The organism is Escherichia sp. MOD1-EC5433 (assembly GCF_002966005.1).
Lineage (GTDB): Bacteria > Pseudomonadota > Gammaproteobacteria > Enterobacterales > Enterobacteriaceae > Escherichia > Escherichia ruysiae.
In genome coordinates this window covers 153,683-166,292 of the sequence record NZ_PTRL01000005.1, presented here as the reverse complement: position 1 = coordinate 166,292, position 12,610 = coordinate 153,683, and the positions used below count along the sequence as shown (strand labels likewise).

11 protein-coding genes and 1 pseudogene are annotated in these 12,610 nt (G+C 50.8%); 7 read left to right on the top strand and 5 right to left on the bottom strand.

Annotated elements, in window-relative coordinates:
- Window positions 1–113 precede the first annotated feature (113 nt).
- From dhaK to dhaM, 3 genes are read left to right on the top strand one after another with little or no spacing between them, the layout of a single operon-like run.
- Complete coding sequence (gene dhaK / locus C3D30_RS12475) at window positions 114–1,184, top strand: dihydroxyacetone kinase subunit DhaK (RefSeq protein ID WP_105286947.1); 1,071 nt, start codon at window positions 114–116, stop codon at window positions 1,182–1,184.
- Between the two features lie 10 nt (window positions 1,185–1,194).
- Window positions 1,195–1,827 carry a dihydroxyacetone kinase subunit DhaL gene (dhaL, locus tag C3D30_RS12470; RefSeq protein WP_000059414.1) on the top strand — a complete coding sequence of 211 codons (633 nt, stop codon included), beginning with the start codon at window positions 1,195–1,197 and terminating at the stop codon, window positions 1,825–1,827.
- 10 nt (window positions 1,828–1,837) lie between these two features.
- Window positions 1,838–3,256 (top strand): dihydroxyacetone kinase phosphoryl donor subunit DhaM, encoded by a 1,419-nt coding sequence (gene dhaM / locus C3D30_RS12465; RefSeq protein ID WP_105286946.1) that lies wholly within the window; start codon window positions 1,838–1,840, stop codon window positions 3,254–3,256.
- A gap of 52 nt (window positions 3,257–3,308) precedes the next feature.
- Here the strand turns inward: dhaM and C3D30_RS12460 are convergent, their stop codons facing one another.
- Window positions 3,309–4,664: a glycoside-pentoside-hexuronide (GPH):cation symporter gene (locus C3D30_RS12460; protein WP_000072948.1), complete on the bottom strand. Its 1,356-nt coding sequence runs from the start codon at window positions 4,662–4,664 to the stop codon at window positions 3,309–3,311.
- A 329-nt stretch (window positions 4,665–4,993) separates the two neighbouring features.
- Between C3D30_RS12460 and C3D30_RS12450 the strand changes: the two genes are divergently transcribed.
- Entirely contained in the window at window positions 4,994–6,685 is a 1,692-nt protein-coding gene (locus C3D30_RS12450) for an alpha,alpha-trehalase (protein ID WP_000804566.1), read from the top strand.
- 139 nt (window positions 6,686–6,824) lie between these two features.
- Here the strand turns inward: C3D30_RS12450 and C3D30_RS12445 are convergent, their stop codons facing one another.
- Window positions 6,825–7,079, bottom strand: a complete 255-nt coding sequence (locus C3D30_RS12445) for a GlsB/YeaQ/YmgE family stress response membrane protein (protein ID WP_000511315.1) — start codon at window positions 7,077–7,079, stop codon at window positions 6,825–6,827.
- Window positions 7,080–7,279: 200 nt separating this feature from the next.
- Here C3D30_RS12445 and ycgR point away from each other — a divergent pair, with 200 nt between their 5' ends.
- Complete coding sequence (ycgR, locus tag C3D30_RS12440) at window positions 7,280–8,014, top strand: flagellar brake protein YcgR (RefSeq protein ID WP_000020171.1); 735 nt, start codon at window positions 7,280–7,282, stop codon at window positions 8,012–8,014.
- Between the two features lies 1 nt (window position 8,015).
- Here the strand turns inward: ycgR and emtA are convergent, their stop codons facing one another.
- Window positions 8,016–8,627: a membrane-bound lytic murein transglycosylase EmtA gene (gene emtA / locus C3D30_RS12435; protein ID WP_001295616.1), complete on the bottom strand. Its 612-nt coding sequence runs from the start codon at window positions 8,625–8,627 to the stop codon at window positions 8,016–8,018.
- A 99-nt stretch (window positions 8,628–8,726) separates the two neighbouring features.
- On the opposite strand from emtA, the gene ldcA reads away from it, so the two are divergent.
- Complete coding sequence (gene ldcA, locus C3D30_RS12430) at window positions 8,727–9,641, top strand: muramoyltetrapeptide carboxypeptidase (protein WP_105286945.1); 915 nt, start codon at window positions 8,727–8,729, stop codon at window positions 9,639–9,641.
- 94 nt (window positions 9,642–9,735) lie between these two features.
- Window positions 9,736–11,406, top strand: a pseudogene (locus tag C3D30_RS12425) (potassium/proton antiporter); the annotation flags it as partial.
- On the opposite strand, the gene C3D30_RS20860 reads toward C3D30_RS12425, so the two are convergent.
- Window positions 11,344–11,490, bottom strand: a complete 147-nt coding sequence (locus C3D30_RS20860; RefSeq protein ID WP_423779532.1) for a hypothetical protein — start codon at window positions 11,488–11,490, stop codon at window positions 11,344–11,346. The pseudogene C3D30_RS12425 and the gene C3D30_RS20860 sit on opposite strands and share 63 nt — an antisense overlap.
- A 43-nt stretch (window positions 11,491–11,533) precedes the next feature.
- Entirely contained in the window at window positions 11,534–12,604 is a 1,071-nt protein-coding gene (gene dadX / locus C3D30_RS12420; protein WP_000197886.1) for a catabolic alanine racemase DadX, read from the bottom strand.
- Window positions 12,605–12,610: the final 6 nt, after the last annotated feature.

Genomic DNA, 12,610 nt, shown 5'->3' with positions numbered 1-12,610 from the left:
TTTGTATGAATTTTCTTTTCCTAAGTCTGATGCACAATGGATTCATCGGCAGTCAGTGGTCGCCGTGTCGTTGAACATCATCCATGCCCTACGATAATTGCTGGAGCAAAATAATGAAAAAATTGATCAATGATGTGCAAGACGTACTGAACGAACAACTGGCAGGGCTGGCGAAAGCGCATCCTTCGCTGACATTGCATCAGGATCCGCTGTACGTCACACGAGCCGATGCACCGGTTGCCGGAAAAGTCGCCCTGCTGTCAGGCGGCGGCAGCGGGCACGAACCGATGCACTGCGGTTATATCGGTCAGGGAATGCTCTCGGGGGCTTGTCCGGGCGAAATTTTCACTTCACCGACCCCCGATAAAATCTTTGAATGCGCCATGCAAATTGATGGCGGCGAAGGTGTACTGCTGATCATTAAAAATTACACCGGCGATATTCTTAACTTCGAAACAGCAACCGAATTACTCCACGACAGTGGCGTAAAAGTGACCACGGTGGTCATTGATGACGACGTCGCGGTGAAAGATAGTCTTTATACCGCCGGGCGGCGCGGTGTTGCCAACACGGTATTAATAGAAAAACTTGTGGGTGCGGCGGCGGAACGTGGCGACTCACTGGACGCCTGTGCGGAACTGGGGCGTAAGCTGAATAATCAGGGGCACTCAATTGGTATCGCTCTCGGTGCCTGTACCGTTCCAGCCGCTGGCAAACCCTCATTTACGCTGGCAGATAATGAGATGGAGTTTGGCGTCGGTATTCATGGCGAGCCGGGTATCGATCGTCGCCCCTTCTCTTCCCTTGATCAAACCGTCGATGAAATGTTCGACACACTGCTGGAAAATGGCACATACCATCGCACACTGCGCTTCTGGAATTATCAACAAGGAAACTGGCAGGAAGAGATACAAACCAAACAGCCGCTACAATCTGGCGATCGGGTGATTGCGCTGGTCAACAATCTCGGCGCCACGCCACTTTCTGAGCTTTACGGCGTCTATAACCGTCTGACTACGCGTTGTCAGCAAGCGGGGCTGACTATCGAACGTAATTTAATCGGCGCGTATTGCACTTCACTGGATATGACCGGTTTTTCCATCACCTTACTGGAGGTTGATGACGAAACGTTGGCGTTATGGGATGCCCCAGTCCACACCCCGGCGCTGAACTGGGGTAAATAAGGAGATAACGATGTCACTGAGCAGAACTCAAATTGTTAACTGGCTTACTCGCTGTGGGGAAATCTTCAGCAAAGAGAGCGATTATCTTACCGGACTGGATCGTGAAATTGGCGACGCTGACCACGGGCTAAATATGAATCGAGGATTTAGCAAAGTGGTGGAAAAACTACCCGCCATTGAGGACAAGGATATTGGTTTCATCCTCAAAAATACCGGTATGACGCTGCTTTCCAGCGTCGGTGGTGCCAGTGGTCCGCTATTCGGTACATTCTTTATTCGCGCCGCGCAGGCAACTCAGGCGCGCCAAAGCCTGACGCTGGAAGAGCTTTATCAGATGTTCCGCGATGGTGTGGACGGCGTAATCAGCCGGGGGAAAGCCGAACCTGGCGATAAAACCATGTGCGATGTCTGGAAACCAGTGGTTGAGTCGTTACGCCAGTCCAGCGAGCAAAATCTCTCTGTTCCGGCGGCGCTCGACGCAGCCAGCGGAGTGGCTGAATCCGCTGCACAAAGCACGATTACGATGCAAGCTCGCAAAGGCCGTGCCAGTTATCTCGGTGAACGCAGTATTGGTCACCAGGATCCTGGCGCGACCTCAGTGATGTTTATGATGCAAATGCTGGCGTTAGCCGCGAAAGAGTAAGGAATTGGTGATGGTAAACCTGGTCATAGTTTCACATAGCGCCCGGCTGGGTGAAGGTGTCGGTGAATTAGCCCGTCAGATGTTAATGAGCGATAGTTGTAAAATCGCCATTGCCGCAGGGATTGATGACCCGCAAAATCCCATTGGTACTGATGCCGTCAAAGTGATGGAAGCCATCGAATCCGTTGCTGATGCCGACCATGTGCTGGTTATGATGGACATGGGAAGCGCGTTATTGAGTGCAGAAACCGCTCTGGAATTGCTGGCGCCAGAGATCGCCGCAAAAGTACGTTTGTGTGCAGCGCCATTGGTCGAAGGAACTCTGGCGGCAACGGTTAGCGCGGCATCGGGTGCAGGTATCGACAAAGTTATTCATGATGCTATGTCTGCGCTGGAAGCCAAACGCGAACAACTGGGTTTACCGTCATCCGCCACTGAGATATCTGACACATGCCCGCCGCACGATGAAGAAGCCCGTTCCCTCGCTGTGGTGATTAAAAACCGTAACGGCCTCCACGTGCGCCCGGCCTCTCGACTGGTCTATACCTTATCGGTATTTAATGCAGATATGTTGCTGGAGAAAAACGGCAAATGCGTCACGCCGGAAAGTATTAACCAAATTGCGCTATTACAAGTCCGCTATAACGATACTCTGCGCCTGATCGTGAAAGGGCCAGAAGCTGAAGAGGCGCTGGCCGCTTTCCGCCAGTTGGCTGAAGATAACTTTGGTGAAACAGAAGATATTGCGCCACCAACTCTGCGCCAGGTTACTCCTGTCACGGGTAAAGCCTTTTATTATCAACCGGTTTTATGCACAGTACAGGCAAAATCAATCCTGACGGTGGAACACGAACAGGAACGATTACGCCAGGCTATTGACTTTACGTTGTTAGACCTGATGACGTTAACGGCAAAGGCAGAAGCAAGCGGGCTTGACGATATCGCCGCGATCTTTTCCGGTCACCATACTCTGTTAGACGATCCTGAACTGCTGGCGGCAGCAAGCGAACTTCTTCAGCATGAACATTGCACCGCAGAGTATGCCTGGCAGCAGGTTCTTAAAGAACTTAGCCAGCAATATCAGCAGATTGATGATGAATATCTGCAGGCGCGCTATATCGATGTGGATGATCTTCTGCATCGCACCCTGCTCCATCTGACACAGACGAAAGAAGAACTACCGCAATTTAGTGCACCGACCATTTTGTTGGCAGAGAACATTTATCCCTCCACCGTGCTGCAACTGGACCCGACGGTCGTTAAAGGCATCTGCCTTAGTGCCGGAAGTCCGGTATCCCACAGCGCCTTAATTGCCCGTGAACTGGGTATTGGCTGGGTTTGCCTGCAGGGGGAAAAACTGTACGCGGTACAACCTGAAGAGACGTTAACTCTGGACGTTAAAACCCAACGTTTTAGCCATGATGGCTAAAACAGTGTTCGGATGGCATCGCTACGATGCCATCCGAAAAAGCCGTACGCTATTAGCCAGCGTACTGACCATGTTGTAAATCCTGTACTACTTTGTTCATTTTCGCTTCATTCAACAGATAAAACTTAATAGAAATTGCAGTCAGGAAGTAGAAGAATGCCGGCAGGAGGGTAAACAGTAACACTACGCCCTGTACTGAATTAGCGGATTGAGTTGTGCTACTGGTTGCATAACCATAATAAGCCAGTACCCAACCAATCACCGCCCCTCCTACCGCAACACCCAGTTTGATGACAAAAATATTCGCAGCAACGTTCATCCCCGTAATACGACGACGCGTTTTCCATTCACCATAGTTATTCGCATCGGTAATCATTGACCACTGGAGCGCACCATTTCCGCCCTGAATAATCTGAATTGCCAGATGAGCCAGTAATGGAATAATCCAGTATTCCACCGGCAGGAAATAACAGAGCACGCCCAACGCTGCGTTAATAATATTAACCCAGAATGAAAGTTTAATTTTACAAAAGCGAGTACCAAATGGTTTCGCCAGTACAGAACCTAACATAGAAGCAAACATTCCGCCGAGCATAAACCACGTAAGAATATCTGAACCTTTATTTAAAACGGTATTAACATAATAAACAACAGCACCGCCACGGATAACCACCGCCACCAGCATCATAAAATTATAAACAGAGAGAATGCGCCACTGATCATTCTTAAAAAGAATCTTCAAATCGCGCGCGATATTCAGATTTTCTTCCTGAATAGGTTGTACACGCTCTTTGGTGGTCAGGAAACAAATTAAGAACATAATGCAGCCAATAACGCCAAAAACCGCCATCGCAATCTGGATACCAGTAGCCCGGTCCCCAGGAGAGAGGAAGTCAGCGACAGGCAGGATAAATGCAGTACCTAACGCACCACCAATAGGCGTGATGGCAAAACGCCAGGATTGCAGTGACAGGTTTTCACGCGGATCGGACGTCAACGCCGCGCCCAATGAGCAGTAAGGGATATTAATGGCCGTATACATTAATGTCATAAATATATAGGCGGCAACCGCATAGACAACCTTACCGCTGTCAGAGAAATCAGGAATGGAGTAAACCAGCACGCAACTGACCGCAAACGGTACACAGATGGCCAACAGCCACGGACGGAAACGCCCCCAACGAGATGAGGTTGCATCGGCGATTGCCCCCATAATCGGATCGGTAATTGCATCCAGTAGACGCACCAGTAAAAACATGGTTCCCATTACGGCTGGCGGCAGACCATAAATATCGGTATAGAAATAAGCGAGGATGGCAACAGAAGAATCAAAGACGATATGGCTGGCAGCATCACCCAGGCTATAGCCTATTTTTTCTTTTATTGGCAATTTTTCCACATTAGACATGTTTTATCCTTATCTATAAATTTACTTCACGTAATACCTTTCACTGGCGCAATTCTTCACGGAAGTTTTTGGTCGGTCTATTATGTTTTTTCATTAAATTCTTATGATTTTTTTCTTCTGTGATCGCACAGCAAAAGTCACTGCCCATTTAATAAACAACATATATTTTGTGAATATATTGCAACACTATTTATGCCTTTAATTACACCATCCATATGCCTGACACTTCGCAGAATGAGATTTCAATCATGCAGTTGCCGCGATCCTGAACTAAGGTTTTCTGATACTTGATTACCGTTTTGTTCGGTATCGCCAAAGGAGAATGATTGATGAAACCACGTGTCCCTCGTCACCTGCAAAGAATGGCGTTAATTCCCACCACCGTTTTATTGTGTTTTGCCACGCTATCGGCACAAGCGGAAGAAATCGCTGTCACACCACAATCGCCTGATATTTTGTTGGGACCGTTGTTTGACGATGTGCAAAACGCCAAACTTTTTCCTGATCAAAAAACCTTTGCCGACGCCGTGCCCAACAGCGACCCGCTAATGATCCTCGCTGATTACCGGATGCAGCAGAACCAGAGCGGGTTTGATTTACGGCACTTTGTGAAAGTTAATTTCACTCTGCCAAAAGAAGGCGAGAAGCATGTCCCACCGAAGGGACAGTCGCTGCGTGAACATATTGATGGACTTTGGCCGGTATTAACCCGCACAACGGAAAGCACCGAAAAATGGGACTCTCTGTTGCCATTGCCGAAACCCTATGTCGTGCCAGGAGGCCGTTTTCGGGAAGTGTATTACTGGGACAGTTACTTCACCATGCTGGGGCTTGGCGAAAGCGGTCACTGGGATAAAGTGGCGGATATGGTGGCGAATTTTGGTTATGAAATAGATACTTATGGACACATTCCCAACGGGAACCGCAGCTACTATTTAAGCCGTTCGCAGCCGCCTTTCTTTGCGTTGATGGTGGAGTTACTGGCGCAACATGAAGGCGACGCCGCGTTGAAACAGTATCTGCCGCAACTACAAAAAGAATATGCTTACTGGATGGACGGCGTTGAAAATCTGCAAGCCGGGCAACAGGAAAAGCGCGTTGTAAAGCTCAAGGATGGCACCATTCTTAACCGCTACTGGGACGACCGCGATACACCTCGTCCGGAATCATGGGTAGAAGATATCGCTACCGCTAAAAGCAATCCAAATCGTCCTGCCACTGAAATTTACCGTGACCTGCGTTCTGCCGCCGCATCTGGCTGGGATTTCAGCTCGCGCTGGATGGACAATCCACAGCAGTTAAGTACATTACGCACCACCAGCATCGTACCGGTCGATCTCAATAGCCTGATGTATAAAATGGAAAAAATCCTTGCCAGCGCCAGTAAAGCCGCCGGGGATAATGCGATGGCCAGCCAATACGAAACGCTGGCGAATGCCCGTCAGAAAGGGATCGAAAAATACTTGTGGAATGATCAACACGGCTGGTATGCCGATTACGATCTGAAGAGTCATAAAGTACGTAATCAGTTAACTGCCGCCGCCCTGTTCCCGTTGTACGTTAATGCAGCAGCGAAAGATCGCGCCAGTAAAATGGCAACGGCGACCAGAACGCATCTGCTGCAACCTGGCGGACTGAACACCACCTCGGTGAAAAGTGGGCAGCAATGGGATGCGCCAAATGGCTGGGCACCGTTACAATGGGTCGCTACTGAGGGATTGCAAAACTACGGACAGGAAGATGTGGCGATGGACATTAGCTGGCACTTTCTGACCAATGTTCAGCACACCTATGACCGGGAGAAAAAGCTGGTGGAGAAATATGATGTCAGCACCACCGGAACAGGTGGCGGTGGTGGCGAATATCCGTTGCAGGATGGTTTTGGTTGGACCAACGGCGTAACGCTGAAAATGTTGGATTTGATCTGCCCGAAAGAAAAGCCGTGTGACAACGTTCCGGCAACGCGCCCGACCAGTGCTTCCGCAACGCAGCCAACAAAAGTCACAGAACCCACACCTTAATCTTTTCTTCTCCCGACAGCGTCATTCTGCTTATCTGGATGACGTTGCCGTTTTATCTGGTTTTCAAACACCGTGAGATTTACACATAATTTGAAAGCGGATAGTGATGCCTGCACCGCTATCCGCCAGAAAGATTACGTTATTCTCTTCGCAGGAGGCGGAATACCCCCAGCACCAGGATAGCGCCGACCACCGCCACCAGGAAGCTATGTAAATTAAAACCACTGATGGAGCCGCCAATGCCAAACATGGTCGCCAGCCAGCCGCCGACAACCGCACCGACTATCCCGAGAATGCAGGTCAGGAAAAATCCACCACCATCACGCCCTGGCATGATCAGCTTGGCGATAATGCCGGCTATCAGGCCAAAAATAATCCAGGCAATAATTCCCATGTTCAGGCCCTCGTTTCGATGAATCGGACGCAAGAAATGCTTACGTCAACGCTCTAAGTATAGGCAAGCACAGGATCAATGGTGGGAGGCTGTCGGTTGAATTAGTCGTAAGTTGTAAAAAAAATTCACGCATTTGTATTAAGTTTTGTTAGTCCCTACCGATAAACCAAAGACAGTTTGTCGGTCAGGAGTTTTTCCGCGTGAGTCATTACCATGAGCAGTTCCTGAAACAAAATCCGTTAGCAGTCCTGGGCGTTTTACGCGATTTACATAAAGCCGCAGTACCACTGCGTATCAGTTGGTCAGATGGTCAGTTGATCAGCAATATACTGGCGATAAGCCCTGATAAACTGGTGCTGGATTTTGGTAGTCAGCAAGAAGACAACAATGCCGTGCTTAAAGCGCGACAAATCACTATTACCGCCGAAACGCAAGGCGCCAAAATCGAATTTACCCTTGCTCAATTACAGCAAAGTGAATATTTGCAGCTTCCGGCGTTTATCGCCACTCCCCCTCCCGCATTATGGTTTGTGCAACGACGCAGATATTTCCGCATCTCCGCCCCACTTCATCCGCCTTATTATTGTCAGACCAAACTGGCGGATAACAGTACGTTACGTTTTCGCCTGAGTGATTTATCACTAGGTGGCATGGGTGCATTACTGGAAACGGAAAAACCGGCCGGATTGCACGAAGGTATGCGCTTCGCACAGATTGAAGTCAACATGGGACAATGGGGCGTTTTTCACTTTGACGCCCAGTTACTGACCATCAGCGAGCGCAAAGTGATTGATAGCAGAAATGAAACTATCTCCACTCCCCGCCTGAGCTTTCGTTTTCTTAACGTCAGCCCGACGGTGGAGCGGCAATTACAGCGGATTATATTCTCACTCGAACGGGAAGCCCGGGAGAAAGCGGACAAAGTGCGCGACTGAGTTACATCGCGTCCAGCGCCTGCTCAAGTTTGTAGATATAGCGTGGAGCCTGCGGTGCAGGGTGATTTCTTGCTACGTGATCGAGGAACTCATCAGCATCCAGATCATTAATTTTACTGATCGCTTTTTTCCGATCTGATGAGAAAGTCCGCAGCAACGCACCAGCCCCGTTAGCGTATGACACCACCAGCGCATATTGCAGTACCTTCGGATCTTCAATGCCTGCCAGCGGGCCGGTTTCCAGAATATTCAGGTAAGCCGCCCCCATTGAGATATTACGCTCCGGGTTTTTCAGCTCGCTGGTCGTCGGCTCGCCACTCCAACCCATACGGCGATAAACATCACGACCGGAGGTTGAGGCTTTTAACTGCATTAAACCAATAGCATTCGATTTACTTACCGCGTTCGGGTTACCACCCGATTCGATAGCGATAATTGCCGTGATCAATTGCGGATCAACGCCCCATGCCGCTCCGGCTTTCTGACTTATTGGCATCCACTGCATCGCACGTTGTACCGGGACTTTCGCATTCCATGGCGGGTTCGTATAGTCATGCTTTGAAGAACAACCCGCTAATAACACAATCAAAAAGGCAAACCATCTCAATTTCACTTCATCAATCCTTATAGCCTGGAATCGCCGTTGAGGTGACAACGGCACACCTAAGCGGCATGATATACATTTCGTTTCTGTTGTCAGCAAGGAATTGCCATGTCTCTGTTTCACTTAATTGCCCCGTCGGGTTACTGCATTAATCAGCACGCCGCACAGCGCGGCGTTCAGCGCCTTACCGATGCGGGGCATCAGGTCAATAACGTCGGGGTTATCACCCGTCGCTGTGAACGTTTTGCTGGTACGGAAACGGAGCGTCTGGAAGATCTCAATTCCCTTGCCAGACTGACCTCACCCGACACCATCGTGCTGGCAGTACGCGGCGGTTACGGTGCCAGTCGCTTACTGGCGGATATTGACTGGCAGGCTCTGGTGGCTCGCCAACAACATGATCCGTTGCTTATCTGCGGGCATAGCGATTTTACGGCCATTCAGTGCGGTCTTCTGGCACAAGGCAATGTCATCACCTTTAGCGGCCCGATGCTGGTGGCAAATTTTGGCGCGGATGAGCTGAATGCCTTTACCGAGCACCACTTCTGGCTGGCGTTACGCAATGAAACGTTCAGCATTGAATGGCAAGGGGAAGGCCCGGCGTGTCAAACAGAAGGAACATTGTGGGGAGGCAACCTCGCGATGTTGATTTCGCTTATCGGTACGCCGTGGATGCCACAAATTGAGAACGGTATTCTGGTACTGGAAGACATCAACGAACATCCGTTCCGTGTCGAACGCATGTTGTTACAGCTTTATCATGCTGGAATTTTACAGCGCCAGAAGGCGATTATTCTCGGTAGCTTCAGTGGCAGCACGCCCAATGATTATGATGCGGGTTACAACCTGGCGTCGGTGTACACGTTCTTGCGTTCCCGCCTGTCGATTCCGCTGATTACCGGCCTCGACTTTGGTCATGAACAACGCACAGTGACGCTGCCGCTGGGTGCACATGCTATCCTCAAAAACGACAAAAACGGCACACAATTGACAATTAGCGGTCATCCTGTTCTGAAAGCGTAAAAAAATCACGCTTCCGGGCTAACTAAAACGCTGTTTCTGCCGTGAATATGGTAGGTTTATAGCACGAGACAGCGTAATCAGGAGTAACCGACCGTTGGATGCCGCAACAATTATTAGCCTTTTTATCTTAGGCTCCATCCTTGTCACCAGCAGTATTTTACTTAGTTCATTTTCTTCCCGCCTTGGCATTCCGATTCTGGTTATTTTCCTGGCGATCGGTATGCTGGCTGGAGTCGATGGTGTCGGCGGCATTCCGTTTGATAATTATCCTTTTGCCTACATGGTAAGTAACCTGGCACTGGCGATTATTTTGCTCGATGGCGGAATGCGCACCCAGGCCAGTTCATTTCGCGTGGCGTTAGGACCTGCACTTTCACTGGCGACGCTGGGCGTGCTTATCACCTCCGGTTTAACCGGCATGATGGCGGCATGGCTGTTTAATCTTGATTTGATTGAAGGCTTATTGATTGGCGCAATTGTCGGCTCCACCGACGCCGCAGCGGTCTTTTCTCTGCTGGGCGGCAAAGGGCTTAACGAACGTGTTGGCTCGACGCTGGAAATAGAGTCCGGCAGCAATGATCCGATGGCGGTCTTTCTGACAATAACCCTGATTGCGATGATCCAGCAGCATGAAAGCACTATTAGCTGGATGTTCGTTGTCGATATCCTGCAACAATTTGGCCTGGGGATCGTAATCGGTCTTGGCGGGGGTTATTTACTGCTGCAGATGATTAACCGCATCGCCCTGCCTGCGGGCTTGTATCCATTGCTGGCATTAAGCGGCGGTATTTTAATTTTTGCTTTAACCACGGCGCTGGAAGGCAGCGGCATTCTGGCAGTTTATCTGTGCGGTTTTCTGCTGGGTAATCGTCCGATTCGCAACCGCTACGGCATTCTGCAAAATTTCGACGGCCTCGCCTGGCTGGCACAAATCGCTATGTTCCTGGTGCTGGGGCTGTTGGTTAACCCGAGCGACCTGTTGCCTATTGCCATTCCGGCGCTCATTTTGTCTGCATGGATGATTTTCTTCGCCCGCCCCCTTTCGGTATTTGCTGGATTGCTACCGTTCCGTGGCTTCAATCTGCGCGAGCGCGTGTTTATTAGTTGGGTTGGATTACGCGGCGCAGTGCCGATCATCCTGGCGGTGTTCCCGATGATGGCGGGGCTGGAGAATGCGCGTCTGTTCTTTAATGTCGCCTTCTTCGTAGTTCTGGTTTCACTGCTATTGCAGGGAACATCGCTGTCGTGGGCAGCGAAAAAAGCCAAAGTGGTGGTTCCGCCAGTGGGGCGTCCGGTGTCACGCGTTGGACTGGATATTCATCCGGAAAATCCGTGGGAGCAGTTTGTTTACCAATTGAGTGCCGATAAATGGTGCGTGGGCGCGGCGCTGCGCGATCTGCATATGCCAAAAGAGACGCGCATTGCGGCACTGTTTCGTGATAACCAGTTGCTTCACCCCACCGGCAGCACCCGACTGCGCGAAGGCGACGTGTTATGCGTGATTGGTCGGGAACGCGATCTTCCGGCACTCGGAAAACTGTTTAGCCAGTCGCCGCCGGTCGCGCTTGATCAACGCTTCTTTGGTGACTTCATTCTCGAAGCCAGCGCGAAATATGCCGATGTGGCGCTGATCTATGGTCTGGAAGACGGTCGGGAGTATCGCGATAAACAGCAAACGCTGGGTGAAATTGTTCAGCAATTGTTAGGTGCGGCTCCGGTTGTCGGCGACCAGGTGGAGTTTGCCGGGATGATCTGGACGGTGGCTGAGAAAGAAGATAACGAAGTGTTGAAGATTGGCGTTCGGGTGGCGGAGGAAGAAGCCGAATCTTAAGTTTGATGCGGCTGATATCGCCGGATGCGATGCTTACGCATTTTATCCGGCTTGCCACAAGTTACACCGTCACAACAGGTACACGTAGCGCCAGCGCGCACATCAACTCATAGCCCACCGTTCCGGCAGCGGCGGCGACATCATCAATTTTGATCTCCTTGCCCCACAGCTCAACTGGCGTACCAATACCCGCCTGCGGGCAAGGCGTCAAATCGACCGCCAGCATATCCATCGAGACTGTCCCCACCGTCATGGTGCGCACGCCGTCCACTAAAACAGGTGTTCCGGTTGGTGCATGACGCGGATAGCCGTCGGCGTATCCGGCGGCGACAATGCCGATTCGCTGCTCATCGAGCGCAGTATAGCGACCGCCATAGCCCACACGTTCGCCCGCTTTTAGCGTCTGAACACCAATAATCTCACTGCTTAACGTCATTACCGGACGTAATCCGGTATTGGCGATATCGCGCCACTGACCGGACGGCGAAGCACCATATAAAATAATGCCAGGTCGAACCCAGTCAAAATGCACTTCCGGATGCCACAGGGTTGCCGCCGAATTAGACAACGAGCGCCGACACTCCAGCCCTTCCGCTGCCTGCTCAATACGCGCCATCGCGCCGGAAATCCCATCAGGATGCTCCGCATCGGCAAAATGCGACATCAGCGTCATTTCGCCAACGTTCGCCATCGCCCGCAGCTGCTGCCAGACAGTGAGCACGCGATCGGGCTGGAACCCCAACCGATTCATCCCACTATTCACCTTAAGGTAAATATCCAGCGGCGCTTTTAGCCGCGCATTTTGCAGTGCTTTGAGCTGCCAGTTACTGTGCACGCAGGTGGTCAGGCGGTACTGGTCATAAATTTCCAGATCCTGAGCGTGAAAAAAACCCTCCAGCATCAGGATTGGCCCTTTCCAGCCACGCTCGCGCAGGATAATAGCCTCTTCAAGATTAAGTAACGCAAAACCATCGGTCGCCCCGAGCGCGCTCCAGATACGCTCGATACCGTGCCCGTAAGCGTTCGCTTTTACCACCGACCAGACGCGCGCGTGCGGCGCGGCCTGGCGGACAATGGTCAGATTTTGTTTTAATGCCTGCAGATCGAGGCTGGCCTGTATCGGACGAGTCATCTCGAT

What these genes read in the sequence shown, in the direction of transcription:
- dhaK (WP_105286947.1), top strand. Translation starts at nt 114, where the DNA reads ATGAAAAAATTGATCAATGATGTGCAAGACGTACTGAACGAACAACTG.
- dhaL (WP_000059414.1), top strand. Translation starts at nt 1,195, where the DNA reads ATGTCACTGAGCAGAACTCAAATTGTTAACTGGCTTACTCGCTGTGGG.
- dhaM (WP_105286946.1), top strand. Translation starts at nt 1,838, where the DNA reads ATGGTAAACCTGGTCATAGTTTCACATAGCGCCCGGCTGGGTGAAGGT.
- C3D30_RS12460 (WP_000072948.1), bottom strand. Translation starts at nt 4,664, where the DNA reads ATGTCTAATGTGGAAAAATTGCCAATAAAAGAAAAAATAGGCTATAGC.
- C3D30_RS12450 (WP_000804566.1), top strand. Translation starts at nt 4,994, where the DNA reads ATGAAACCACGTGTCCCTCGTCACCTGCAAAGAATGGCGTTAATTCCC.
- C3D30_RS12445 (WP_000511315.1), bottom strand. Translation starts at nt 7,079, where the DNA reads ATGGGAATTATTGCCTGGATTATTTTTGGCCTGATAGCCGGCATTATC.
- ldcA (WP_105286945.1), top strand. Translation starts at nt 8,727, where the DNA reads ATGTCTCTGTTTCACTTAATTGCCCCGTCGGGTTACTGCATTAATCAG.
- dadX (WP_000197886.1), bottom strand. Translation starts at nt 12,604, where the DNA reads ATGACTCGTCCGATACAGGCCAGCCTCGATCTGCAGGCATTAAAACAA.